The sequence below is a fragment of the uncultured Streptococcus sp. genome (genome assembly GCF_963536705.1).
Taxonomy (GTDB): domain Bacteria; phylum Bacillota; class Bacilli; order Lactobacillales; family Streptococcaceae; genus Streptococcus.
The window spans coordinates 1-24,027 of sequence record NZ_CAUTAP010000005.1 but is presented as its reverse complement, the minus strand read 5'-3'; the positions used below and the strand labels follow the sequence as shown (position 1 = coordinate 24,027).

25 protein-coding genes are annotated in these 24,027 nt (G+C 43.6%); 18 read left to right on the top strand and 7 right to left on the bottom strand.

Annotated elements, in window-relative coordinates:
- Positions 1–79 precede the first annotated feature (79 nt).
- The 8 genes from RWX26_RS04260 (at position 80) to RWX26_RS04225 (ending at position 6,966) form a co-directional block, all read left to right on the top strand.
- Positions 80–988, top strand: coding sequence for an ATP-binding cassette domain-containing protein (locus RWX26_RS04260; protein ID WP_314579526.1), 909 nt, complete (start codon positions 80–82; stop codon positions 986–988).
- A gap of 16 nt (positions 989–1,004) precedes the next feature.
- Positions 1,005–1,763 (top strand): ABC transporter permease, encoded by a 759-nt coding sequence (locus RWX26_RS04255; RefSeq protein WP_314579524.1) that lies wholly within the window; start codon positions 1,005–1,007, stop codon positions 1,761–1,763.
- Between the two features lie 37 nt (positions 1,764–1,800).
- Positions 1,801–2,493, top strand: coding sequence for an ABC transporter permease (locus RWX26_RS04250; protein WP_314579523.1), 693 nt, complete (start codon positions 1,801–1,803; stop codon positions 2,491–2,493).
- A 144-nt stretch (positions 2,494–2,637) separates the two neighbouring features.
- Positions 2,638–3,336, top strand: a complete 699-nt coding sequence (locus tag RWX26_RS04245) for an ATP-binding cassette domain-containing protein (RefSeq protein ID WP_314579522.1) — start codon at positions 2,638–2,640, stop codon at positions 3,334–3,336.
- Between the two features lie 221 nt (positions 3,337–3,557).
- A complete protein-coding gene (locus tag RWX26_RS04240) occupies positions 3,558–4,466 on the top strand; it encodes an ATP-binding cassette domain-containing protein (protein ID WP_314579519.1) in 909 nt (302 codons plus the stop codon).
- An 11-nt stretch (positions 4,467–4,477) separates the two neighbouring features.
- Entirely contained in the window at positions 4,478–5,173 is a 696-nt protein-coding gene (locus RWX26_RS04235) for an ABC transporter permease (protein WP_314579517.1), read from the top strand.
- A 145-nt stretch (positions 5,174–5,318) separates the two neighbouring features.
- On the top strand, positions 5,319–6,251 hold the full coding sequence (locus RWX26_RS04230; RefSeq protein ID WP_314579516.1) for an ABC transporter ATP-binding protein: 933 nt from the start codon (positions 5,319–5,321) through the stop codon (positions 6,249–6,251).
- Entirely contained in the window at positions 6,244–6,966 is a 723-nt protein-coding gene (locus tag RWX26_RS04225; protein ID WP_314579515.1) for a lantibiotic ABC transporter permease, read from the top strand. The genes RWX26_RS04230 and RWX26_RS04225 overlap by 8 nt, the downstream gene beginning before the upstream one ends.
- Before the next feature lie 110 nt (positions 6,967–7,076).
- On the opposite strand, the gene RWX26_RS04220 is transcribed toward RWX26_RS04225, so the two are convergent.
- The 5 genes from RWX26_RS04220 to RWX26_RS04200 all read right to left on the bottom strand — a co-directional run bounded on the left by RWX26_RS04220 (position 7,077) and on the right by RWX26_RS04200 (position 11,650).
- Positions 7,077–7,694 (bottom strand): helix-turn-helix transcriptional regulator, encoded by a 618-nt coding sequence (locus tag RWX26_RS04220; protein ID WP_314579513.1) that lies wholly within the window; start codon positions 7,692–7,694, stop codon positions 7,077–7,079.
- Positions 7,695–7,803: 109 nt separating this feature from the next.
- Positions 7,804–8,634, bottom strand: coding sequence for a CPBP family intramembrane glutamic endopeptidase (locus RWX26_RS04215; RefSeq protein WP_314579510.1), 831 nt, complete (start codon positions 8,632–8,634; stop codon positions 7,804–7,806).
- Between the two features lie 433 nt (positions 8,635–9,067).
- Complete coding sequence (locus tag RWX26_RS04210; protein ID WP_111676476.1) at positions 9,068–10,048, bottom strand: Fic family protein; 981 nt, start codon at positions 10,046–10,048, stop codon at positions 9,068–9,070.
- Positions 10,049–10,092: 44 nt separating this feature from the next.
- Complete coding sequence (locus RWX26_RS04205) at positions 10,093–10,968, bottom strand: HAMP domain-containing sensor histidine kinase (protein WP_314579505.1); 876 nt, start codon at positions 10,966–10,968, stop codon at positions 10,093–10,095.
- Position 10,969: 1 nt separating this feature from the next.
- Positions 10,970–11,650, bottom strand: coding sequence for a response regulator transcription factor (locus tag RWX26_RS04200; protein WP_002914384.1), 681 nt, complete (start codon positions 11,648–11,650; stop codon positions 10,970–10,972).
- 259 nt (positions 11,651–11,909) lie between these two features.
- On the opposite strand from RWX26_RS04200, the gene RWX26_RS04195 reads away from it, so the two are divergent.
- The 6 genes from RWX26_RS04195 (at position 11,910) to RWX26_RS04170 (ending at position 18,663) form a co-directional block, all read left to right on the top strand.
- Complete coding sequence (locus RWX26_RS04195; RefSeq protein ID WP_314579502.1) at positions 11,910–13,691, top strand: serine hydrolase; 1,782 nt, start codon at positions 11,910–11,912, stop codon at positions 13,689–13,691.
- A 17-nt stretch (positions 13,692–13,708) separates the two neighbouring features.
- Positions 13,709–15,487, top strand: a complete 1,779-nt coding sequence (locus RWX26_RS04190) for a serine hydrolase domain-containing protein (RefSeq protein WP_314579500.1) — start codon at positions 13,709–13,711, stop codon at positions 15,485–15,487.
- Between the two features lie 16 nt (positions 15,488–15,503).
- Positions 15,504–16,169 carry an HXXEE domain-containing protein gene (locus RWX26_RS04185; RefSeq protein WP_314579498.1) on the top strand — a complete coding sequence of 222 codons (666 nt, stop codon included), beginning with the start codon at positions 15,504–15,506 and terminating at the stop codon, positions 16,167–16,169.
- 344 nt (positions 16,170–16,513) lie between these two features.
- On the top strand, positions 16,514–17,113 hold the full coding sequence (locus RWX26_RS04180) for a TetR/AcrR family transcriptional regulator (protein WP_175859727.1): 600 nt from the start codon (positions 16,514–16,516) through the stop codon (positions 17,111–17,113).
- A complete protein-coding gene (locus RWX26_RS04175; protein WP_314579496.1) occupies positions 17,110–17,655 on the top strand; it encodes a hypothetical protein in 546 nt (181 codons plus the stop codon). Before RWX26_RS04180 ends, RWX26_RS04175 begins: the two co-directional genes overlap by 4 nt.
- A 60-nt stretch (positions 17,656–17,715) precedes the next feature.
- The gene (locus RWX26_RS04170; RefSeq protein ID WP_314579493.1) at positions 17,716–18,663 is read left to right on the top strand and encodes an alpha/beta hydrolase; all 948 of its coding nucleotides are present in this window, start codon (positions 17,716–17,718) and stop codon (positions 18,661–18,663) included.
- 97 nt (positions 18,664–18,760) lie between these two features.
- Here RWX26_RS04170 and RWX26_RS04165 read toward each other — a convergent pair whose 3' ends face one another.
- Positions 18,761–20,200 carry a 6-phospho-beta-glucosidase gene (locus RWX26_RS04165; protein WP_314579487.1) on the bottom strand — a complete coding sequence of 480 codons (1,440 nt, stop codon included), beginning with the start codon at positions 20,198–20,200 and terminating at the stop codon, positions 18,761–18,763.
- A gap of 263 nt (positions 20,201–20,463) precedes the next feature.
- Here RWX26_RS04165 and RWX26_RS04160 point away from each other — a divergent pair, with 263 nt between their 5' ends.
- The 4 genes from RWX26_RS04160 (at position 20,464) to RWX26_RS04145 (ending at position 23,503) form a co-directional block, all read left to right on the top strand.
- A complete protein-coding gene (locus RWX26_RS04160; protein ID WP_049539304.1) occupies positions 20,464–21,144 on the top strand; it encodes an amino acid ABC transporter permease in 681 nt (226 codons plus the stop codon).
- Entirely contained in the window at positions 21,104–21,781 is a 678-nt protein-coding gene (locus tag RWX26_RS04155) for an amino acid ABC transporter permease (protein WP_002901449.1), read from the top strand. The genes RWX26_RS04160 and RWX26_RS04155 overlap by 41 nt, the downstream gene beginning before the upstream one ends.
- Before the next feature lie 8 nt (positions 21,782–21,789).
- The gene (locus RWX26_RS04150; protein ID WP_125406049.1) at positions 21,790–22,539 is read left to right on the top strand and encodes an amino acid ABC transporter ATP-binding protein; all 750 of its coding nucleotides are present in this window, start codon (positions 21,790–21,792) and stop codon (positions 22,537–22,539) included.
- Between the two features lie 88 nt (positions 22,540–22,627).
- Positions 22,628–23,503, top strand: coding sequence for a cysteine ABC transporter substrate-binding protein (locus RWX26_RS04145; protein ID WP_002901451.1), 876 nt, complete (start codon positions 22,628–22,630; stop codon positions 23,501–23,503).
- 136 nt (positions 23,504–23,639) lie between these two features.
- On the opposite strand, the gene RWX26_RS04140 is transcribed toward RWX26_RS04145, so the two are convergent.
- On the bottom strand, positions 23,640–23,987 hold the full coding sequence (locus tag RWX26_RS04140) for a VOC family protein (protein ID WP_314579482.1): 348 nt from the start codon (positions 23,985–23,987) through the stop codon (positions 23,640–23,642).
- Between the last annotated feature and the right edge of the window lie 40 nt (positions 23,988–24,027).

Here is a 24,027-nt window from a genome sequence, read left to right as displayed (position 1 = left end):
ATATTTGAAAGTTTGGCGCTATACTAGTTAATAAGAAGAGGAGTTTTCTCTCCTAACATCATGAAAAGGAGAATTGATCATGGAAAATGTTTTGGTTTTACAGCAAGTCAGCAAGAAATTCGGCCGGAAGTACGCTCTGACCGATGTGAGTCTGACGATAAAAAAAGGAGATATTTACGGTTTGATTGGCAAGAACGGGGCCGGAAAGACCACTCTGATCAAGGTCATCACCCAGCTTTTGGAAGCAAGCAGTGGCAATGTCTCCCTCTTTAGCTCTCAGAACTATCAAGAATGGACGCAGAGCCTCAAACGGGTCGGTTCTGTCATCGAAACGCCAGTCGCTCACAACCACCTGACAGCCTATGAAAATCTCAGCTACTACTGTAAGCTCCGCCATATTCCCCATGCGGACAAGGTCATCCGTGAAACCTTGGAATATGTAGACTTGACGGATACCGGCAAGAAGAAATTCCGCGACTTCTCACTCGGGATGAAACAACGGCTGGGTCTGGCTATTGCGCTTCTTACTAGACCTGACCTGATGATACTGGACGAGCCTATCAATGGCCTGGATCCAGTCGGCATCAAGGAATTCCGCCAGCTGGTACAGCGGCTAAACGAAGAGTTGGGCATGACCTTTATCATCTCCAGCCATATCCTGTCTGAACTCTACTTAGTGGGGACCCGGTTCGGCATTATCGAGGAAGGACGGCTGATTCGCGAGATTTCCAAGGCGGAGTTTGAAGAACAGAGCGAAGACTATATCGTGCTTAAAACGTCGCAGTTAGAAGAAGCCAGCCGGCTGATTCACGACCAGCTCATGCATCGTATCAAGGTGGTCAATGCTTCTGACGAGATTCATATCTTCACCCATTCGCATGAGATTAGCAAGATTGTCAAGGAACTTGCGGTTGCAGATATACCGGTGCAGGAGATTTACTATGCACGACAAAACCTAGAAAACTTCTTTACAGACTTGGTCAAATGAAAAAGGGAGGCTTATCATGATGGATTTCATTCGAGCCGATTTTTACCGGCTCATGCGCTCAAAAGGCTTTTGGATTACTGAGTTTTTATTATTCTGTGCGATTATCTCAACAACCTTCTTCCATGCAAATATTCATTTTGGAGCAAATATCTCAAGTAATGCGTCTGCTACTCAATCTCTAGGAAAACTAACCGGCCTTCAAGCTCTGGACTATTTTGCAGGCAATACAGACAGTCTGCTCTTTTTCACCATCATTGGTATCGGTATGGTCCTTGGAGTGGATCTGTCTCGGAAACTTTATAAAAACTGTCTGAGCTATGGCATCTCTAAGCTCAGCTATTATTTTTCTAAATTCTTTGTCTGCGTTAGCATCGCAGCCTTTCACTTCCTAATGATTGTATCTATCTCCTTTGTGACCGCTAGTCTGTCCAACGGAATTGGAAGTGCCCCCAGCTCTTTTTTGCCTCAGCTGGGAACTGCTCTCTTCATTCAATTTCTCAGCACGGTTACGTGGATTGCCATCATTTCTTTTGTACTCTATGCCAGCCACTCCATCGTGTCTAGCTTTCTGACCTATTTCCTTGGCGGTACCTTACTGACTATTCCCCTCATCTTTTACCCGGACAATGAATGGCTGATCTATCTGACTCTGCGTTTTAACACAAATATGGCAGCAGATGGCGGGGCTGTTATCAAGGCTATCCTGACAGTGGTAACGGTCACCCTGCTCTTTCTAGGTGGCGGGCTGATGGTTTTCAAAAAGAAAGATTTATAAAAAGCAGGAACAATCTTAATCATTCAGAGGAGATTTCATGTTACATACTATTCAGGCAGAACTCTACCAGCTTGTCCGCTCCAAACTTTTTTGGCTAATAGAAGGCTTGCTCTTTTTTCTTATTTTCATCAGCTCTCTTGGTGAAAGAAACTTTAATTTTTATATCTCTACATCTTCTGATCCAGAAGAAATAGTCAGCCAAGGTTGGACAGGATTTGAAGCTCTCGGGCAGCTTGCTAAAGACTTCCTGCCCTTTGTCATGATTACTATCCTTGTGCTCATCATCTTTCTGTTAGGTCGTGACCTGACTAGAAAACTGTACAACAATATATTAGCTGGCGGGATTTCTCGAAAAGAATTTTACTTATCTAAAATAGCTGTTCTTATCATAATTATCATCTTTCAACTAGTGGCAGCCTTTGCTATAGCCTTTATCTTTGGGAGCCTCTTCCACGGACTTGGGACTATGCCAAAGAACTTTTTCTGGAGCTTCTCCTTGTCTTTCTTTCGCTCCTTTCTCTTTATTATGACCTGCAGTTCCGTAGTTACCTGTCTTCTCTACCTGATCCGCTCCACCCTAGCCAGCTATCTCGTCTTTTTCGCCCTGATTATGCTTCAGTCTAGCCTCGTCATCGTTTTCCCTCAGATAAATTCTGAACTATTCTTATTCCTTATCCTAGCTGCTTCTCTCTTAGGTGGTTACCAAGCCTTTCAGCACAGAGACTTATAAATTTAAGCAGTCAGCCCTTTGACTGCTTTTTTATTGCTTTTGGATTGGTTCTGCATTTCTTTAGAAATATTTTAGAATTTCTTGAGAAATATTTGAAGTCTAGGCTGTAAACTAAAAGTAAGCACAAAGAAACGGAGTATCACCATGCAGCATATCTTAGAGATTAAACATATTACGAAACAATCCAACCAGCAAGAGTCCCTTGATCAAGTCAGCCTATCTATCCAAAAAGGCGATATTTATGGATTGATTGGCAAGAAAGAGAGTGAAAAAACGAACCTGATTAAGATGATTTCCCAGCTCATTCATGCCAGCAACGGAACCACTGCCCTCTTTTCCTCTGCTGACAATCAGAAGGAATGGAAGAAAGCGCTCAAGCAAAGCGGAGCTATCATCGAAACACCGATTGCACACGAGCATCTGACAGCCTTTGATAATCTGCTCTATTATTGCATTGATCGAAAGGTTGCCAATCCTGATAGGGTTATCCAAGAATGCCTAACTTATACCGGACTGACCAAGGCTGGCAAGAAAACATTCAGTGAATTTTCCCTAGGTATGAAGCAGCGGCTAGGCATCGCTATCGCCCTTATTGATAAGCCAGACCTGCTGATATTGGATGAGCCTTTTAATAATCTAGGACCTATTGATATCAAGGAATTCCACCTCATGATCCAGCGAATCAGCCAAGAACTAGGAACGCCCCTTATCATTTCCAGTCACATCCTATCTGAACTTTCTTTGGTTGCCACCAAATTTGGCATTCTGGAACAAGGCAAGCTTGTAACAGAATTTAGCAAAGAAGAATTCGACCCTCAACTTATACCAGAACAGCTTAACTAGCTACAGGTCTAGCAATGACTATTCTTCTTCACAAAGCATTGCTGAAACCTTTGTTGCTTTTGAGAACTTGACATCTTTTAACATAAAAAATGAACACCCCAAGCAGCCAGTCAGCCGATTGGTTGTTCTGCATTTCTTTAGAAATATTTTAGAATTTCTTGAGAAATATTTGAAGTCTAGCCTGTATACTAAAATCAAACCTAAGAAAGCGAGAATATACCATGCAAACTGTTTTAGAAGTAAAGCAAGTTACCAAACAATATGGTCAGCAATATGCCCTCGATCACGTGAGTCTTTCGATCCAGAAAGGCGATATTTATGGACTGATTGGCAAGAACGGAGCTGGCAAAACCACTCTTCTCAAGACCATTAGCCGGCTCATTCATGCCAACAGCGGAACCGTGTCTGTATTTGGTTCGCAGAACTCTAAGGAATGGAATGAAGCCCTGCGCAAGATAGGAACCGTCATCGAAACACCGGTCGCTTACAATCAAATGACTGCTTATCAAAATCTTAACTACTACTGCAAGGTCCACCAGATTGCCCAGCCTGACCAGCTCATCAAGGAAACTCTGGCCTATGTCGGACTGAGCAATACTGGTAAAAAGAAATTCCGCAACTTTTCGCTAGGAATGAAGCAGCGTCTGGGAATCGCTATTGCCCTTATCAGCAAGCCTCAACTCATGATTCTAGACGAGCCCATCAACGGCCTAGATCCGCTTGGCATCAAGGAATTTCGACTGATGATTCAGCGGCTCAATCAAGAACTGGGAATCACTTTTATTATTTCCAGCCACATCTTGTCTGAGCTTTATCTGGTAGCCACCAAGTTTGGTGTGATTGACCAAGGACGGCTTGTCGCAGAATTCACCAAGGATGACTTTGACCGAGCCAGCGAAGATTATATCGTCCTCAAGACTAGCGAAAAAGAACAGGCTGCCAATCTCATCCAAGACAAGCTCCACTATCAGCTCAAGGACGCTGATAAATCTGACGAACTGCACATTGTCGCCCAAGAGCAGGAACTAAATGACATCAACAGGGAGTTGGTTCTATCCAACATTCATGTCAATGGTATCTATGCAGCTCACAAAGATTTAGAAAAATACTTTACAGATTTAGTCCAGTAAGGAGAAAAACCATGTTACATACTTTTCAAGCAGATTTTTACCGTTTCTTTCGTTCCAAGGCGGTTTGGATTACCGAATTCATCTTTCTACTGACGACCTTGAGCGCAGTCTTTGGCAAATTAAATGCCGTCCAGCTTATACAAGCGGTGTCCAACGCTATCGGTAATAATACATTTATCATCATTATCCTCTCTATGGTCATCATCGGGACAGATCTGAACAAGCAGCTTTACAAGAATACTTTAACCAGCGGCGTTTCCCGTACCAGTTTCTTCGTCTCTAAAGCCCTAGTCATGGTCTGCGTAACGTTCCTGCAGTTGGCTCTCTTTTATAGCATCAACTTTATCCTAGCTGCTATCCTAAACGGTATTGGTGATTTTTCCACTACCTTCCTGCTTCAGTTTATTCTTCTATTCTTTGTGCAGTGCCTGACTGTCATTGCTTGGACAGCCATTATTTCCTTTATTCTTTATCTGAGTAAATCTATGATTGCTGCCCTGGGAGGTTACCTTTTCTGCGCATCCTTAACCGGAGCTCTTGCTCAATTTTATCCCAAATCTCTATGGCTGCAGCATTTCACCATGAGCTTTGACTTTGAGACGCTCCAAAGCAACGGTGTAACCTTAAGAATTGTTCTAATCGCCTTGGTCTTAGGAACAATCTTCACCGCAGCAAGTCTTTATACTTTCCACAAAAAGGATTTATAGTAGAAAATGAGCTGGTTCTCGACTGGCTCATTTTAATCTTTCCAATTTTAAATTTCTTTAGAAATATTTTAGAATTTCTTGAGAAATATTTGAAATTTAGTTTGTATACTAAAAGTATAAACAAAGTAATTAAAGGAGAAACATCATGCAAAATGTTTTAGAAGTGAAAGGACTCACTAAAAAATACGGTGATCAATATGCTCTGAAAGATGTCAGTCTTTCCATCAAGAAAGGAGAGATTTACGGTCTCATCGGAAAAAACGGTGCTGGTAAGACCACGCTGATCAAAATCATCACGCAAGTCATCTATCCTAGCGGAGGGACCGTGTCTGTTCTGGGCTCTCAGAACCAACAAGAATGGACAAAAGCCCTCAACCATACTGGATCTGTTATCGAGACCCCTGTAGCTCATGCCCACATGTCGGCCTATGAAAATCTACGCTACTACTGTACCGACCGGGGCATTCCAAATGCTGACAAAGTCATCAAAGAAACCCTGCAATATGTCGGACTGACCGATACTGGAAAGAAAAAATTTCGCAATTTCTCTCTAGGGATGAAACAGCGGTTGGGCATTGCCATTGCCATTTTGGGGCGTCCCGACTTGCTCATCCTAGACGAGCCCATTAATGGTTTAGATCCAGTTGGGATTCAGGAATTTAGAGAAATGGTCAAGCGCCTCAATCAAGAATTAGGCATCACCATCATCATTTCCAGCCATATCCTGTCCGAGCTTTATCTAGTCGCAACTCGCTTTGGTTTTATCAATCAAGGGCATTTCATCAAGGAGCTGTCTAAGGAAGAATTTAACCGAGAAAGCGGCGACTATATCATCCTAAAAACGGATAATATCAAGCAAGCTGCTCATTTAGTGCAAGACAGGCTAGGCTACCAGCTCAGACCAACCAACAAGGAAGATGAGCTACATATTTCCGGCCAAGTACAAGAAATTCGCAAGATTGCCAAGGAATTAGTCCTAGCCGACATCCCAATCGGGGAAATCTACTACGCCCACAAAGACTTAGAAAAATACTTTACAGACTTAATCAACCAACAAGGAGGAAACACTCATGTTTAATAGTATCAAGGCGGATTACTACCGTCTCTTCCGCTCCGTAGGATTCTGGGGAGTGCAGGCTTTCTGCATCTTTGGAATTCTCCTCGCCATTTTCACTTCCCAAGTCGCCATTTCCGACAACGGTATCTTTTTTGCCATAGATGTCGTCTCCTACAACATCGGCATGCTCTTTATTGCCTGCAATGTCATGACTAGCTTGCTTCTCGGTGTTGATCTCAATGACAAACTTTATCACAATAACCTGACTACAGGCAAGACTCGGACCCAGTATTACTTCTCTAAAGCACTGGTTATCGCTAGCTTACTTCCTATGCAGTTCATACTGCTCTACATTTTAGGTATTGTCATCGAATTTGTCCGAACCGGCGGTAATATGGGAGCCCTGCCAGCTAATTTCTGGGGACAATTCGCAATACTCTTTGTCATGCAGGTCATCTGTATCTATGCTTGGTACTGCATTACCAGCTTTGTCCTCTACTTGACTCGAAACTATAGTGTCGTCTTTATCACCTATATCATGACCTACATCTTACTCGGTCTCCCTAGTCAAATGGTTGATGCCAATAATGAATGGTTCAAGGCTATCAAGATGGAGTTCTTCTACGGAGACGCTTCAATACCAGGTGTCATCACCAAAACAGCTATCTTTGCTCTCAGTCTAATCACGGTCTTTACAATAGCAGGACTGGCTACACTGAAGAAGAGAGATTTGTAAAATAAAAACTCAGCTAATCACTAAATTAGCTGAGTTTTTTTGAGCGGATTTTGATTGGATGATGAGCGGATTTCACCCTTTCTGGTCTAGCCCTCTTTATCGGCTTTCTTTCACTGCTTCCAATCTTGCTTCTTCAAGAACAGACTGATGCAGACTCCTAGGATAAGGTAGAAAGTGACAAAGGCAAGGCTGGCTGCCAGACTGGTCGGATATGGAAAGATCTTGCCCAGAGGAAAAAGAACATTAGATAGAAATCCGAGGGGAACAAAGAGCAAGAATAAAATCAAGGCTAGCTTAACCTGAAAAGAAGGTCTTACCTCGGATAGATTGCGGCCCGTTCCCCACACCAGCAACCCTACTCCCTGAACAATCAGCACCGGCGTTAGCAAGATACTGATCTTGAGAAAATCAGCTAGGATAATGGAGAGGATGATGCCCAGACCGATAAAGCCAAGAGAGAGCTGATAGCAAATATTACTGGCTATTCTCCTGTACTTGATTGACTGCTCTTCCTCTTTCTGGACTACAGGCTCAATTCCCTTGAGCAGATAGTCTGTGGTCACATCAAAATAGTCACTCATGGAAATGATCTTATCCAAATCAGGCATACTCTGCTCGCTCTCCCACTTGGAAACGGCCTGTCTAGACACACCGAGTTGGTCGGCTAGCCCCTCCTGAGAAATGCCCCGCGCTTTTCGCAGGTACTGGATTCTGTCTGATAGATTCATGGATTGTTTTACCTACTCTTTCTTATTTTTTATACTTTCTTTCATTGAAACTTATTATAGCACAAGGCGGAGAAACTGCAAAGTCTGATTGTCATCTCTTCATCAAATGCTAGACTTCTTCTTTAGATGGAAGAGCTTTTTCCTCCCTATCCGTCCGATACCAGAGATAGATACTATAAAGTGTCAGGAGAATCACACCTCCAAAGTAAAAGAAGGGATTAACTTGAGAAAAATCCAAATTGTTAGCTTGAGCTATTCCAACAAAAGTCGGGATGAGAGTGTTGGAGAGTGCATGAAAGATGTTACAAGCAAGGGCAGACTGGGTCTTCTTATAAAGTGCAGCAAGCCAGAAAGAGAGAAGGATACTGAAAATGATAAAAACTGAGAAAAGATCATGGCTTCGATCATAAAAGCGATCGTAAAACCAGAGAGGAATATGCCAGATGGCCCAAATAATACCAGTCATCAAGGTAGAAACAAAAAAAGAAAACTTTTTCTCTAAGGCCGGCTGTAGAAAGCCGCGCCAGCCGAATTCTTCAATCCCGCCCGATAGGACAATACAATAGATAAAAAACCAAGGAAATCTTACTAAAGCGCCGTCTACCAGCTTGCCGCCAGAAGCTAGGGCATAGAAGGTGGTCAGACCGCCACCATAGATTAGCAAGTAGAGCCAGGTCTCTTTCTTGCCTGAAAAGAGATAGGAGCAAATGGCCTTGAAGCCTTTCTTTTTCAGTACGATTAGGCTGGCCAGCATAGGCCCAAACATAGCAATACCATTTAGAATAGCTTCAAGAGCTAGATAGGCTGTAGGTGGACTGTCTGGCCAAAGGTTTTTGAGGATAATGTCCAGCAGCCAGAATCCCCATGTCCAGCCGAAGTTCCAAGCTAGGAACGGCAAAATTAGTTTTGGTTGTGGTTTGATAGTTGTTTCTGTATTCATGAGAATACCTCCTTATAATATAATTAAACTCAAGTTTTGTTCCAAATCTTCAAAGACAGCGACTCGTTCATTCCGAAATCAAAAACTTGGTTTCTGCTTTCAGATTAACAAAAAAGCCAGTTGCCTTTCTAGCGACTGGACTTGGAATAAAGAAAAAATCTAGTTGCTTTTTGAGTGATTGAACTTGGAATCTTTGTCAACTGTCAGTTGCAAGTCAGTTATATCAAGGGTTTAGAGCAGTTAGCTGATTTTTCACTTTGACTGGTAAAATGACCTCGCTAATATGACTAGCTTTTCAGATCACAAAACAAAAAGGCATATTTATCATACCTTTCTTCGATTTAATCTAAAAATAAACCTCAGCCAATTCGAAAATTAGCTGAGGTTTATGAGCGGATTTTGAGCGGATTTTGAGCGGATTTTGAGCGGATTTTTAAGCTAACTGATAGACCCTATCCCGCGTTGTTCCACTTGTTTTCAGAAGACCGAATTCTACAAATATATTCAAATATCTACGGGTTGTAGCCTCGCTTAATCCTGTAATCTCTTGTACTTTTGCATTAGCTATTTGTGAATGTTCCTCCAAGTAAGCTTTTATCAGCTGATAAATTTCTAACTCTCTTGGCTTTAATGTCTTGTGAAGTATCCTGTCTGCATCTTCATCTGCTTTTTCTTGGTATTCTTCTAGTGTTTCTAGTATGGCCTGCAACATAAACTCGGTAAATACTGTAGAGTCATTGGTATCATTGCTGATGGTCAAGGCATCATAATAACCCTGCTGATGAGCATAAATAACTGATTCTACTGGTAGCCATTCAAAAATTGGATTCCATTGACTGAGAATCAGACTCTGCCATAGACGTCCCATTCGCCCATTACCATCTTCAAAAGGGTGAATAATCTCTAATTCAAAGTGAACGATACAGGACTTGACAATGGCCGAGACCTCGCTTTGCTCTGCCCATTTGAATAAATCCTTGACCAAATTGGGGACAAACTGTGGTCTAGCCCCAACATGAACTACTCTCCCCTCGCCATCATAGACTCCAACATCCCCTAGCCGAAACTGTCCCGACCGCTTGACTAAATCCTTAGTCAGCAAGCCATGTGCTAGGAGAAAATCATCCAGACTATAAGGGTTGAGCCTGAACACTCGCTCATAGGCTTCATAGGCATTTTGCACCTCATGAATATCTTTTAACGGACCAAGTACACGCCTGCCTTCAATGATGTCCGTTACCTGTTCTAGTGATAAGCTATTATTCTCAATAGCAAGTGATGATTGAATAGATCGGATTCGGTTTTCCTTACGCAAATACAGCTTACGTTTTTCAATCGAAAGTTGAGTCGTCAGTTCAGAAATTCTCTGAACTAGGTTTAATATCTTCTCTGTAATACGATAATTCGGTTGCATTTTACTCCTTTAAAAAAACATTTTCCCTTATCATACACTATCCTCTACAAAGTCACAACCAGTTCAAACCAGTCGTCCTCGGCTTTCATTGTCAAGTCCCCGCCTAGGATTTCGACTAACTGCTGGGTGATGTAGAGCCCCAACCCTGAAGACTCCTCACTGCTGGATAGATTTTCTGAGTAAAAGCGATTGGTCAGCTTATCCAGATATTGGATAGGCTGCTGGACGATATTTTTGACGGTAAAGATACAATGCTCGCCCTCTTTTTTCAAAGAAATACTTGCAGCCTTACGACCGTGCTTGAGGACATTGCTTATCATATTCTGAACAATGCGCTCTAGAATTTCTGGGTCTGTCTCTAGCTCTAGACCTTCAGCCAGCTCTACCTGCAGGTCAATCTGGGCTTTCTGAAAGGCATCATAATAAGTAAAAAGCTGCTGAGTTACTAGCTGGGATATATCTGTCGGCTGGACATTGGCTCGAATGGCACCCTCCATCAGCCGGCGGTACTCCATCAAGGCTTCCAGCCGTTTGGACACCATTCCCAGACTATCTGCAATTTTGATTAGCTGCTGACTTTCCTGACTATCATCCTTCAGCAGCTGCTGCGTATAGCCACTGGCAATGGTCAGAGGGGTGCGGATATCATGGGCGATATTACTGATAGCCATATCCAGTGTCTTCTTTTCCTGCTGGACGACAAAGGTCGTCTTATCTAGCTCCCGAAAGAGCATCTCTGCTTCCTCTGTCAACTCCAAAATACTGGGGGCATGAGCAGCAGGAGCCAGACGATTCTGGCTCCCTGTCTGTCGCTTCCGACGAATCTGCTGTGCCACATCCTTGACCGCCAGATGATAGCGTACGAAACCAATGGCCAGAAACAGACTGATAAGGGCAAATAAAATGACTAACACCAACATATCAGTCCTCCTTGAGCCGGACACCCAGACCCCAAACAGTCTCTATGTATTCCTCTGTTGGGTCCAACTGAGCCAGTTTCTTACGTAGATTGCTGAGGTGGGTATTCAGGGTATTATCCCCAGGCAGGTAGCTCTCTTCCCAGACCTGCTCAAAGAGCTCTTCCTTGGTGTAGATCTTCTTGGGATGACGGAGCAAGAGCTGGAGGATATGATATTCTTTCTTGCTCAGACGGACGCTTTTCTCTCCACAGACCGCCTCAAAGGTAGTCTTGAGCAGCCGGATATTTTTAAAGGACTGGCCTTCTTCCTCGCCAGTCAAAGCCTGCTGGCTGCGCAGCTGCACGGTAATACGGGCAAAAACCTCATCCAGATTGAAGGGTTTGACAATATAATCATTAGCACCATTCAGCAGGTACTGGCTAACCAGCGCTTTCTCACCAAGGGCTGTCAGCATAACCACTGGCACCGTAGCATTGCTGCTGCGAATTTCCCTCAACACTTCATCACCGTTCTTCCCTGGTAGCATGATATCCAAAAGGACCAAATCAATCTCCTCCCGCTCAAACAGCGAAATGCCCTCCGTCCCCGAATAGGCGGAATAAACCGTGTGTTCCTTCTGAAAAAGATCTTTTAGAATTTCATGAATATCACTATTGTCTTCGATGAGTAAAATATGAGCCATAAACACTCGCCTCCAGAAATTTCCTATCACTAGTGTAGCAAGGATAAGAGGCTAAGTCAATAAAAGATGGACTATTCGAAAAACTTTAGAAATATTTTAGAATTACTTGAAGGATATTTGAGAATCGAACTTTAAAATAGAAAGAAATAAGAAATGTATGTGCTATAAAAAGGAGGCTTAGAATGTTTAAAATTTTTTGCAAAATCATTTTTAGAAGTATTACTTTCGCCCTTGAGGGCTAAGGAAAAAGGAGACTCGCATGAAAAAATCATTTATTCTAACGCTTCTAACGATTATAACTCTAGGACTCTTCCGGCCAATTACTGCATCGGCTGAGGAGTCTCAAAAGCTGCCATCTGGTATCGAACGTGACCAGATCGGTCAGAAAATCCAAGACTATGTCAAGGAACATGAAAAAACAACAGCCGGCATGGCAACGGCAGTCTTTGATAAGGACGGTACCATTTATCAAGGCAACTTTGGATACATGGATAAGGAAAAAGGGGTCAAGGCCGATGATGATAACGTCTTTGAATGGGGCTCCGTAACCAAATTAACCGTCTGGGTCTCTGTTATGCAGCTCTGGGAGCAAGGTAAGATTAACCTAGAAGAAGACATCCGCACCTATCTGCCAGAAGGCTTCCTCAAAAATCTCCGCTATGACAAACCTATCACCATGCTGGATCTGATGAATCATCAGGCAGGATTTGACGAGACTACCTTCTACATGCGAAGCGACAAAAGTATCGAAGAAATCCTTAAAGAACAACAACCTATCCAGTCTTTTGAACCCGGTACAGTCACAGCGTATTCAAATTACGGTGCCGGCTTGGCTGCTCTGATTGTCGAGCGGATCTCCGGTCAGACCTTTGCCGACTATGCCCATAAGCATATTTTCCAACCACTGGGCATGGATAAAACGGCTATTTTGCCGGACCTATCAGACAATTCCTACGTTCAGAAAAAGCGTCAAGAAACCAAGGGTTACGACACTAAAGGAAACTTACTGAGCAAGGACCATTTCATCACTAGCATCTATCCTATCGGAGCGGCTACTGGCACCTTGAAAGACTTGGAGAAGTTCGCCCAAGCCCTGCTGGCTCGCAAGACGCTCTTTGAGCGCCCAGAGACCTGGAACACCCTCTATACTGCCAGTTCCACCTACCCTGACTCGGATATCATCCGCAATGCTCATGGCTTTTGGGCCAACGAATACGGTACTACTGTGTTGGGCCACGGCGGAAATACAGCTGGCGCTACTTCACGGATAATGTTGGACTTGGAACACGGTATCGGCTATGTCGTCATGACTAATCAAGGTGCAGAGCAAAATTATAATTTCCAAATGCCAGAGCTCGTCTTTGGACCACGTAAAACGGCCAGCAAGGAAAACCAAGAGCAGTTCAGTCCAGGCTATTATCGCACTCTGCGTAACTTTAATCAAGGGCCTCTAGCTATCTTTAAAATGATTCCAGCCTCCGCAGACTACTTGCAGGAACCATCTGACGATCAGCGATTGCCAAACAACTTCTGGACCATTTATCAGAGCCAAGGCAAGACCCGTATCGCAGTGGCTGTCGCAGACTATGAGAAAGTCTCTGACTTTGATTTCTTTAAAGACTATGTTGTTCTAGGCTTGGCCGGACTTGGTATCACCTACGCCCTTGGCCTCCTCATCATCAGCCCGCTTCTAGGAGTCTATAGGCTTATCTTTCGCAAGAAACAAGACCAGCCAGACCTCACTTGGAAGGTCTGGAACCTCCTAACAGCTGTTGGTATTTTGGCTGTTCCAATCAATCTCTTTCTGCTATTCATGTCAGCAACTTCGGGAGATTTCAGCGAGATCGCTCAGTGGCGCTACATGCTCTTTGCTGCTTTGGGACTCCTGTTAACCTCAGCCGCTCTGTTACCTCTCTTCAGAAAGTTCAGAGAAAAGCTCAGCAAAGGCCGCCTATTCCTGACGGCCATGACCAGTCTATCAGCCTTAGCAGTGACCGCTAATATCCTCTATTGGTCCCTCTATCAGTGGTGGGTATTCTAACATGAAAGGAGCCAGCTATGAAAAAAACATTTCCCCTAATCCTTTTAACTCTGTTGACTATAGGACTCTTTCGACCAATTACCGCACTGGCTGAAGAACAGAAACTCCCATCTGGCATTGACCGCAACCAAGTTGGGCAAAAAATCGAAGACTATGTCAAGGAGCATGAAAAGACGACTGCCGCTATGGAAACAGCAGTATTTGACAAGGATAGCACCATTTACCAAGGCAACTTCGGTTATATGGATAAAGAAAAAGGCATCAAAGCTGACAACAGCAGCGTCTTTGATTGGGGCTCTGTGACCAAGCTGACCGTCTGGATAGCTGTCATGCAACTCTGGGAACAAGGAAAGATTGACCTAGAGGAAGATATCAAGACCTACCTGCCAGAGAATTTTCTTAAAAATCTGCACTTCGACAAAGCTATCACGATGCTGGATCTCATGAATCATCAGACGGGATTTGATGAATCTCTGTCTTACACAAAAGGTGATAAAAATATAGAGGAAAATCTACGCATGCTCCAGCCTGTCCAGTCCTTTGAACCTGGAACAGTAACCTCTTATTCCAACTATGGTGCTGGGCTCGCTTCTCTGATTGTCGAGCGGATTTCCGGCCAGACCTTTGCTGACTATACCCACGAACATATCTTCCAGCCGCTTGGCATGGACAAGACAGCTCTCCTACCGAACTTATCTGATAATCCCTATGTCCAGAAAAAACGCCAAGAGTCTAAGGCCTATGATACAAAGGGAAATTCACTAGGGACAGCTTTTTATGAATATGGTCTCTACTCAATTGGCCAAGCAGCCGGCACCTTGGAGGATTTACAGAAATTTGCTCAGGCTCTGCTGGGGCGCAAGGTTCTCTTTGAACGTCCAGAAACTTGGAATACCCTCTACAATCCCACTTCGACTTATCCAGGTACAGACATTGCTCGCAATGCCCACGGTTTTTGGATCAATGAATACGGAGTCAGCATCATTGGCCACGGCGGCAATACTGATGGTTTCAGCTCCCGGCTTATGCTAGACTTGGAAAGTGGCATCGGCTACATAGTCATGACCAATCAAAGCATGGAAGAGAATTACAACTACCAAATGCCTGAACTGGTTTTCGGAAAACGTAAAACAGCTGACGAAGAGACTCAAAAGCAGTTTACACCAGGCTACTACCTTTCTCCACGTACCTTTCTCCATGGTCCCTTGTCCTTTCTAAGACTCATGATGCCCTCAATAGAAAAGATTGACAATCCTGCTCAGAACCGAATCTTGAGTACCAATTTTTGGACCATCTATGAGAGCAAGGGAAAGATTACAATTCCCGTCGCTGTGGTGGACTATGAGAAAATCTCTGCTTTTGACTTCTATAAGGACTATATCATCTTAGGATTAGGCATCCTTGGAATTGTCTATAGTTTTGGAACGATCATCATCAGCCTTTTATTAGGAGCTTATCGCTTGATTTCCCGAAAAACGGTTGAGCACTCAGACCGCACTTGGAAGGTCTGGAATCTACTGACTTCTCTTGGTATTCTGGCTGTTCCCCTAAACCTGCTAATGATTATGATACCTTTGATGTCAGATGATCTCAATTCTCTAGCTCCCTGGCGCTACATGCTCTTTGCTGCCTTGGGACTCCTGCTAACCGCTGCTGCTCTGCTGCCGCTCTTCAGAAAATTCAGAGAAAAGCTCAGCAAGGGCCGCCTCTTCCTGACGGCCATGACCAGTCTATCTGCTTTGGCAGTGGTCGCTAACATCCTTTACTGGTCTCTTTACCAGTGGTGGGTACTTTGATAAATGAGGTGTTGTTATGTTCAAACTGATTTCTGTTTGGTTAAAAATCTGGATTCCCATTCTTTTTGTTATGGGAATCGGTATTCTCTTATATCTTATCACACATTGGACTACACTAGATGCTGGAAGCAGATTTGTCGCTATAATCTATGTCATGCTCCCTTTACACTGTCTAGAGGAATGGAGATTTCCTGGCGGTTTTCATTATAACTACAACATGCTTCGGCGCTCTCAACAGCCCGATCGCTATCCTATGAATCAATTTTCTGATATGCTGACTATCATGTTAGCTGAATTAATTGGTATTGTCTGTCTCTTCTACGGTGTCAATCAGATCATTGTCATCTGGAATCTTATCTTTTGCTTTTTTGAAATGATTGGCCACCTGATTTTTGGGTTCAGTATGTACCGACGTTTTCGTACAGTAGGAAAAAGAACCATTTATAACCCAGGTTTTGCGACAGCGGTTGTCTTTACGCTTCATGCTCTCTACTATGTTCTGAACCAGTATCCTACAAATCTCCCCAGCTTGTCAATAATCATTTTAGCTATTATCAGTGGAACAGTTCTTGTAAGTAGTGTCGTTCTTATCCCTGAGCAACTGTTCAAATCAAAAGAGACCCCTTATCCTTTTGATAGCAATCGTTATTATGAAAAATATATTGCAAGAGAAAAAATCTGAATTCCCTTCCCTATTTCATAATCTTCTTTAAAAATTCTATGAGAAGTCGAAGGCATAACTGAGCGACTAATACTCACCGAAAATCAAAAAGTGACCTAGTTTTATTCTGCTATTTTAAGTTTGGCCTTGCGACTCAATCAAACATATCTAATGTTTGTTAGCTGCTATTTCCAACTCTGTCGCGACAGAAACAATAATATAGACACACCTGACCGGTCTCTCTGGCTTTCTATTTTTTGACCACTAAATTGTATTTAGTTTTTTCTTGATTTTTTATCTTTTATTTACTATAATATGAACAAGTTCATAAAATGAACACATTCATATTAAAAAGGGATTTAAAAATGAAAGTAAGTAAAAAAGAAAAAAATCGTCAAGCTATTTTAGAAGTGGCAGGGGAGTTGTTTCGCTCTAAGGGCTTTGGAGCAGTTTCTATGCGAGAGATTGCAGAAGTCTGTGATATAGCTACTGGAACTCTATATAATTATTTTAAAAGCAAGGGGCAAATTTTTATTGAAATAGTCATCCAGAAGCAGTTTAAGCTGACTACAAAATTTGATGAAAATGCTGAAACTTATACAGAGCTTGTGGCAAGTATTAAAAAGCAGATTATATCTGATGTTGGCACTATAACTGAAGTTGAGAAATCCGACTGGCAGAGCATTTTTCAAATTCTCACCTCTGATACTGATTCCAGTCAATATTTGAGCAACTTGCTGTATCTTGATAGTCAATATCTTCAATCAATTAAGACTTACTTGGAAAGCAAGGCTCATCTACTGCCAGAAAACTACCCAATCGACCTCCTGCTGGAAATACTTTATAACAATTTAGGGCTTTTGGTAATCCGATATCTTTATACGGATATGCCACCATCACTTTTAATGGAAAAAGGATTGGAACAGATAGAATTTATCATGGGGCAGGGAGGAATAAAATATTGAGAGATATTTGCACACCTAAGTTTTTACAGGAACTATTTGGACGGAAAACAAGCCTGATAACCATAGCTATCACGATGACCTTCTCTATTATGGTAACTGGATTACTCTGGCGTCTTTCCTTGCCAGATCAGAATTGGCCATTATGGCAAATCATCACTTTTTACCTCTTATCTGTAGATATCAGCGGAGGAGTGATTGCTAATTTATCTCAAGGGACTAATCATTATTATCAGGAGTCTGTAAAACGACGATGTATTTTCCTCCTGATTCACATTCAGCCCTTACTTCTAGCTCTACTTTTTAATCAATCTTTACTAATCTGTACTATGGTCTGGCTTGGTGCGATGATAGGCGCTCTGTTTGTTAGCGAACTACTGAAAGATTGCAGGGAGCAAGCATTAACTGGTGCTTCTATGGCGGGGTTGGGTTGCATTCTTCTTATTAGTTACAGTAAATTGCCAATCAGTATGACAGCTCTTTTATCACTTTACCTGATTAAACTTCTATTCGCTTTTAGTGTAAATCACGATATGACCGCTTGAAGTAAAGATTATAAATAAAAGTATGCGAGTCTAAAATATGATGAACAGAAAGGAATCCCTATGTTGAAAAGAATCTTTATATTTATCCTTAAAACAATCACTTGGCTGGTAGGACTCTTAGCTCTGGCCTTATTGGCTATCTTTCTCTATCACCGCTTTCAAATAGCTAAGGAAAGCAAACTCATTGAGAAGCCGATTGGCCAACTGGTCGAGGTAGAGGGTAAGAAGCTTAATGTCTACACTGCCGGCAAGGGCAAGAAGACCTTGGTTTTCCTAGCAGGTCTGGGCACCAATGCTCCGGTTCTGGATTTCAAGGCTCTTTATTCCAAGCTGGAGGACGATTATCGCATCGTCGTGGTAGAACGTCTAGGCTATGGTTACAGTGATGATGGGAACAATGACCGCTCATTGGATAGACAAGTGGAGCAGACCCGTAAAGCCCTCAAAGCTGCTAAGATATCCGGTCCTTATGTTTTGGTTCCGCATTCGATTGCCGGTTTAGAAACGATTCACTGGGCCAATCATTACCCAGAAGAAGTAGAAGCTATTATCGGGCTGGATATGACCATGCCTCATACAGAGGTGGCCGACCAGCAGAAATTTTATGGCTCTTATCAGACTATCCAGCTGGGGAGAATGCTAGGCTTAGCTCGCCTACCGATTTTCTTTGATGAAAATAGCAGCCCAGCCATAAAGTCTGGAGCTCTCAATGATCAGGAAAAAGCTGTATTTAAAGCCTTGTTCCACCAGCGATCAATCACTCAGGCGGTCATGAACGAAGTCAAGAATCGGAAGAAAAATGTTGAAAGGATTAACAAAGAACCCGTGCCTCAGATTCCGACTCTTATCTTTGCAGCTGTCCAAAAAGGCGGAGAAGCTCCCAAGCTGGAAAAAGAGTTTGTCGCGCAGAATGCCCAAGCCAAACTTGTGACATTAGAAGGCTCCCACTATATCCATGACGAAAAGCCAGAGGAAATCGCCCAGCAAATAAAGGATTTCTTGAAATAATAAATCTTGAAAAGTATTTAAATTTCAGTTAGACTAAAATTCCTATAAAACATACATACTTGAAAAAGGCTGAGACATTCATATCTCAGCCTTTTTCCTATTTCACAGATGCTCCGTTAGTCGCGATGACTTCCTTGTACCAGTCAAAGGATTTCTTCTTAGAGCGTTTGAGTGTTCCCTTACCTTCATTGTCCCGGTCCACATAGATAAAGCCGTAGCGCTTCTTCATCTCACCAGTGCCGGCTGATACCAGGTCGATACAGCCCCAGGTCGTGTAGCCCCACAACACCACACCGTCCTCATTGATGGCTTCCCGCATAGCCTTGACATGGGCCGCCAGATAGTCAATGCGGTAGTCATCAGCTACATAGCCATTTTCATCCGGACTATCCACTGCACCCAGGCCATTCTCCACGATAAACATGGGCTTTTGATAACGATCCCAAATGGTATTAAGCGTAATGCGCAAGCCCAGAGGATCGATCTGCCAGCCCCACTCAGAAGCTTCCAAATAAGGGTTCTTGAGAGAAGCAAAGATATTGCCCTCGGTCAGCTCATTAACCTTAGGATCGCCCGAAGCCACCCGACTAGCATAGTAAGAGAAGGAAATGAAGTCTACCGTATGCTCCTTGAGCAGCTGCAGGTCTTCTTCTGTCATTTCAACAGTAATGCCCTCGCGCTCCCAAGCTTTCTTGGCGTAGTTGGGATATTCACCACGCGCCTGCACATCAATGAAGAAATAGTTTTTCCTGTCTTCCTCCATACCAGCCCATACATCGCGTGGATGGCAGGTGTTAGGATAATTTTGACCCGCTGCCAGCATACAGCCGACCTTGTTTTCCGGGTAAATCTCATGAGCCAGCTTGGTGGCAATGGCTGAGGCGACCAGCTCATGATGGGCTGCTTGGTATTTGACCTGCTCCTCATTTTCACCTTCTTCAAAGCAGAGCCCCGCCCCCATAAATGGTGCATGCAGAATCATATTAATTTCATTGAAGGTCAGCCAGTATTTGACCAAGCCCTTGTAGCGAGTGAAGAGAGTGCGGCAGAGACGCTCGTAAAATTCCAGTATCTTACGACTCCGCCAACCACCATATTGCTCAATCAAGTGCATGGGACAGTCAAAGTGAGTAATGGTCACCAAGGGCTCAATGCCATACTTGTGGCATTCCTTAAAGAGGTCTTCGTAAAATTTCAAGCCAGCTTCATTGGGCTCCAGTTCATCCCCCTTAGGAAAAATCCTGCTCCAAGCAATGGATAGACGATATGTCTTAAAGCCCATCTCACCAAAGAGGGCAATGTCCTCCTTAAAGCGATGATACATATCAATGGCTTCCTTGGCTGGGTAGAAATAGCCTTCCTCAAAGTCAAACATCTTTTTCTTACCCGTGATGATGGCCAAACGGTCCTCACCAATCGGCACCACATCTACATTAGCCAACCCTCGACCATCTGCATCATAAGCTCCCTCGCACTGGTTGGCAGCTGTCGCTCCGCCCCACAAGAAACCATCCGGAAAAGTCAGTTTTTTGCTCATATTTTCCTCCTTAGTAAGATAAAAGATTTTCTATACTTTATAGTATAACAAAGTAAAATCTAAAAAACTTATAACATAATGTCGAATAATAATATTATTCTATGACCGATTGATTTCACAGCTGAAATAACAAACTCCCAATCTAGCATTTCTCTTCAGACCAGTGATAGATTTTCCTTATCAGTGCGATAAAAAATACATATTACTAAAGGTCTGTTATCTATGCTAAACTAGGAACATCAAGTGTTTAAGGAGTGAGAGCCGTGAACTGGGACGTCGTCAGTGATTACTATCCCCTCTATCAAGAGGCCTTTCTTTTAACCATGTTCATAGCCTTTTGGGGAATTTTGGGATCAATTGCTGTCGGATTCTTAGTCAGTCTGATTCGCTTTTACAAGATTCCAATTTTGAAGTCGCTAGCAACCGCCTATATCGAGTTTTCCCGCAATACGCCGCTGTTGCTGCAGCTTTTCTTTCTCTACTTCGGCCTGCCTCGTGTTGGACTCGTTCTGTCCTCTGAGGCTTGTGCGACGATTGGGCTAATCTTTCTGGGTGGTTCCTATATGGCTGAGTCTTTCCGAAGCGGCCTTGAAGCAGTCAGCCAAACGCAGAGGGAAGTCGGACTCTCTATCGGCCTGCGACCAGTACAAGTCTTCTACTATGTCATCCTGCCTCAGGCTGCAGCTATTGCCCTGCCTTCCTTTAGTGCCAATGTCATCTTTTTAATCAAGGAAACCTCAGTATTTTCAGCTGTTGCCTTGGCAGACCTAATGTTTGTAGCTAAGGACTTGATTGGCCTTTACTACGAGACAGATACAGCTCTACTCATGTTGGTCATTGCTTATCTGATTATTTTGCTGCCAATTTCACTTGGCTTTAGCTGGATAGAAAGGAGGCTGCGGCGTGCAGGATTCGGGCATTCAAGTTCTCTTTCAGGGGAATAATTTCTTACGTATCTTACAGGGGCTAGGTGTTACCATTGGTATTTCCATCCTCTCGGTCATCATCTCCCTTATCTTGGGAACTATTTTTGGCATCATCATGACCTCGCACTCAAAAGTCGTGCGCTTTCTGTCCAGAGCCTATCTAGAGTTTATCCGCGTCATGCCCCAGCTGGTTCTGCTCTTTCTGGTTTACTTTGGCCTAGCCAGAAACTTCGACATCAATATCTCTGGTGAGCTTTCAGCCATTATAGTCTTCTCTCTTTGGGGAACGGCGGAGATGGGTGACTTGGTACGGGGTGCCATCACTTCCCTGCCCAAGCATCAGTTTGAGAGCGGTCAGGCACTGGGACTGTCGCAGCGCCAGCTCTATGTCTACATTATCATCCCACAGGTACTGCGACGGCTTTTGCCGCAGGCGATTAATCTAATCACGCGGATGATTAAGACAACCTCACTCATCGTCCTTATCGGAGTCATCGAGGTCGTCAAGGTCGGCCAGCAGATCATTGACAGTAATCGTCTGTCTATCCCTTCTGCTGCTTTTTGGATTTATGGCTGCATTCTGCTGCTTTACTTCGCAGTCTGCTTTCCTATTTCTAAGCTGTCCTCTTATTTGGAAACCATCTGGAAGGAGTAACGGACATCATGTCAGAAATCATTTTAGAATTAAGGGACATTCGCAAGTCTTTCGGCAGCAATGCCATCCTTAAAGGCCTGTCTCTCTCTGTCCAAAAAGGAGAGGTCGTGGTCATCCTAGGATCATCTGGCTGTGGCAAGTCAACCCTGCTTCGCTGCATCAACGGCCTTGAAAGCATCCAATCTGGCGATATTTTACTGGACGGCCAATCCATCCTCAGCCAGAAAAAGGACTTCCATCTCGTTCGTCAGAAGATTGGCATGGTCTTTCAAAGCTATGAGCTCTTCCCCCATTTGGATGTTCTCCAAAATCTGATTCTTGCTCCAATAAAGGCTCAGGGGCGCAAGAAGGACGAGGTCATCAAGGAAGCTGAAAGTCTGCTGGAGCGGGTCGGCCTGGCTGATAAAAAGCACAGCTTTGCTCGCCAGCTGTCTGGCGGCCAAAAGCAGCGGGTGGCAATCGTCCGTTCGCTCCTCATGCACCCGGAAATCATCCTTTTTGATGAGGTGACTGCTTCGCTGGATCCCGAGATGGTCCGTGAAGTGCTAGAGCTCATTAATGACCTAGCCGAGGAAGGCCGGACCATGCTGATTGTGACCCACGAAATGCAGTTCGCCCGCGCCATTGCCGATCGGATTATCTTCATGGACCAAGGTGGTATCCTCGAGGAAAACACCGCCCAACAGTTCTTCAGCCAACCAAAAACCCAGCGAGCCCAGGAATTTCTCAATGTCTTTGACTTCAGTCATCTAGGCTGACAGTTATGCCTATCCCACCACTGATATTGCTACTCTTTGGTATCTCTGTGTTTTCTTCACATTCCCATATCTTATAAAGGAGTCTCTTATGAAATTATCTAAAACAATCTTTGCTTTAACAACTCTTACTCTGGCTTTCTTCCTTGTCGCTTGCGGCAGTTCCAGCAAGAAAGATGCCGGTAACAAAGACGCAGCTTCCAGCAAAACGGTCAAGGCCCGCAGTCTTGAGGAAATTAAAAAGAGCGGTAAGCTCCGTATTGCGGTTTTCAGCGACAAGAAACCGTTCGGCTATGTAGATAACAACGGCAAATATCAAGGCTATGACATTTATCTGGGCGACCAGCTAGCCAAAGATTTGGGTGTTAAGCCAGAGTACGTGCCTGTGGATGCTGCTAACCGGGCTGAATACTTAATCTCCAACAAGGTCGATATTACCCTAGCCAACTTCACTGTCACAGACGAGCGGAAAAAACAAGTTGACTTCGCTCTGCCCTATATGAAAGTATCTCTCGGAGTTGTATCACCAAAAGGCTCAGTTATCACCAAGCCTGAGCAGTTGGAAGGTAAGACCCTGATCATCACCAAGGGAACCACGGCTGAAACCTACTTTGAAAAGAACTACCCGAATATCAAACTGCAAAAGTATGATCAATACAGCGATGCTTACCAAGCCCTGCTAGACGGCCGCGGCGATGCCTTTTCTACGGACAACACTGAAGTCCTAGCCTGGGCGCTGGAAAACAAAGGCTTTGAAGTCGGCATCACTTCGCTGGGTGATCCAGATACCATTGCCCCAGCTGTGCAAAAAGGCAATACCGAGTTGCTCAACTACATCAACGACGAAATCAAGAAACTGGGCAAAGAAAACTTCTTCCACAAGGCCTATGAAGAAACTCTCCACCCAACATACGGCGAAGCTGCTAAGGCTGACGACCTAGTTGTTGAAGGCGGGGAAGTTAAATAAACCTGCTGATATAGAGCAAGAAGTTGGATAAAACTTAATTTCTAGCCGATATATAATAATAGTTCACATAAAAACGCATAAAATCAACTGATTACAAAAGTGTTGATTTTATGCGTTTCTTCTATGTTAAACAGACCTATTTCATTCGATAAAAATCAATCATTAGACCGGCAGGTCCTTTAACTAGCAGGGACACCGTTCCCCAATCGGTCACAGCTGGGCCGTGTAAAATCTCAGCACCAAGCTCTTTCAACCGCTGGTAGTTCTGGTCTACATCCTCAATCTCGATATGAAGAATGATTCCTGTCTGGAAATTTTCCAAAGGAATCAAATGATTTTGGGACAACATGAGGCAATGACTGCCAATCGTGAACTGAGCAAAACTGTCGTCAACATAGTCTGCCTTTTTATCAAAAATACGCTCCAAGTCAGCACAGACTTGAGGAACATCTGAAACGATGATATCTAATTGATTTAAATTCATTTACTATCCTCCATAAAAAGACCGGATTACTCCGATCTTT

What these genes read in the sequence shown, in the direction of transcription:
- RWX26_RS04260 (WP_314579526.1), top strand. Translation starts at nt 80, where the DNA reads ATGGAAAATGTTTTGGTTTTACAGCAAGTCAGCAAGAAATTCGGCCGG.
- RWX26_RS04255 (WP_314579524.1), top strand. Translation starts at nt 1,005, where the DNA reads ATGATGGATTTCATTCGAGCCGATTTTTACCGGCTCATGCGCTCAAAA.
- RWX26_RS04250 (WP_314579523.1), top strand. Translation starts at nt 1,801, where the DNA reads ATGTTACATACTATTCAGGCAGAACTCTACCAGCTTGTCCGCTCCAAA.
- RWX26_RS04245 (WP_314579522.1), top strand. Translation starts at nt 2,638, where the DNA reads ATGCAGCATATCTTAGAGATTAAACATATTACGAAACAATCCAACCAG.
- RWX26_RS04240 (WP_314579519.1), top strand. Translation starts at nt 3,558, where the DNA reads ATGCAAACTGTTTTAGAAGTAAAGCAAGTTACCAAACAATATGGTCAG.
- RWX26_RS04235 (WP_314579517.1), top strand. Translation starts at nt 4,478, where the DNA reads ATGTTACATACTTTTCAAGCAGATTTTTACCGTTTCTTTCGTTCCAAG.
- RWX26_RS04230 (WP_314579516.1), top strand. Translation starts at nt 5,319, where the DNA reads ATGCAAAATGTTTTAGAAGTGAAAGGACTCACTAAAAAATACGGTGAT.
- RWX26_RS04225 (WP_314579515.1), top strand. Translation starts at nt 6,244, where the DNA reads ATGTTTAATAGTATCAAGGCGGATTACTACCGTCTCTTCCGCTCCGTA.
- RWX26_RS04220 (WP_314579513.1), bottom strand. Translation starts at nt 7,694, where the DNA reads ATGAATCTATCAGACAGAATCCAGTACCTGCGAAAAGCGCGGGGCATT.
- RWX26_RS04215 (WP_314579510.1), bottom strand. Translation starts at nt 8,634, where the DNA reads ATGAATACAGAAACAACTATCAAACCACAACCAAAACTAATTTTGCCG.
- RWX26_RS04210 (WP_111676476.1), bottom strand. Translation starts at nt 10,048, where the DNA reads ATGCAACCGAATTATCGTATTACAGAGAAGATATTAAACCTAGTTCAG.
- RWX26_RS04205 (WP_314579505.1), bottom strand. Translation starts at nt 10,968, where the DNA reads ATGTTGGTGTTAGTCATTTTATTTGCCCTTATCAGTCTGTTTCTGGCC.
- RWX26_RS04200 (WP_002914384.1), bottom strand. Translation starts at nt 11,650, where the DNA reads ATGGCTCATATTTTACTCATCGAAGACAATAGTGATATTCATGAAATT.
- RWX26_RS04195 (WP_314579502.1), top strand. Translation starts at nt 11,910, where the DNA reads ATGAAAAAATCATTTATTCTAACGCTTCTAACGATTATAACTCTAGGA.
- RWX26_RS04190 (WP_314579500.1), top strand. Translation starts at nt 13,709, where the DNA reads ATGAAAAAAACATTTCCCCTAATCCTTTTAACTCTGTTGACTATAGGA.
- RWX26_RS04185 (WP_314579498.1), top strand. Translation starts at nt 15,504, where the DNA reads ATGTTCAAACTGATTTCTGTTTGGTTAAAAATCTGGATTCCCATTCTT.
- RWX26_RS04180 (WP_175859727.1), top strand. Translation starts at nt 16,514, where the DNA reads ATGAAAGTAAGTAAAAAAGAAAAAAATCGTCAAGCTATTTTAGAAGTG.
- RWX26_RS04170 (WP_314579493.1), top strand. Translation starts at nt 17,716, where the DNA reads ATGTTGAAAAGAATCTTTATATTTATCCTTAAAACAATCACTTGGCTG.
- RWX26_RS04165 (WP_314579487.1), bottom strand. Translation starts at nt 20,200, where the DNA reads ATGAGCAAAAAACTGACTTTTCCGGATGGTTTCTTGTGGGGCGGAGCG.
- RWX26_RS04150 (WP_125406049.1), top strand. Translation starts at nt 21,790, where the DNA reads ATGTCAGAAATCATTTTAGAATTAAGGGACATTCGCAAGTCTTTCGGC.
- RWX26_RS04145 (WP_002901451.1), top strand. Translation starts at nt 22,628, where the DNA reads ATGAAATTATCTAAAACAATCTTTGCTTTAACAACTCTTACTCTGGCT.
- RWX26_RS04140 (WP_314579482.1), bottom strand. Translation starts at nt 23,987, where the DNA reads ATGAATTTAAATCAATTAGATATCATCGTTTCAGATGTTCCTCAAGTC.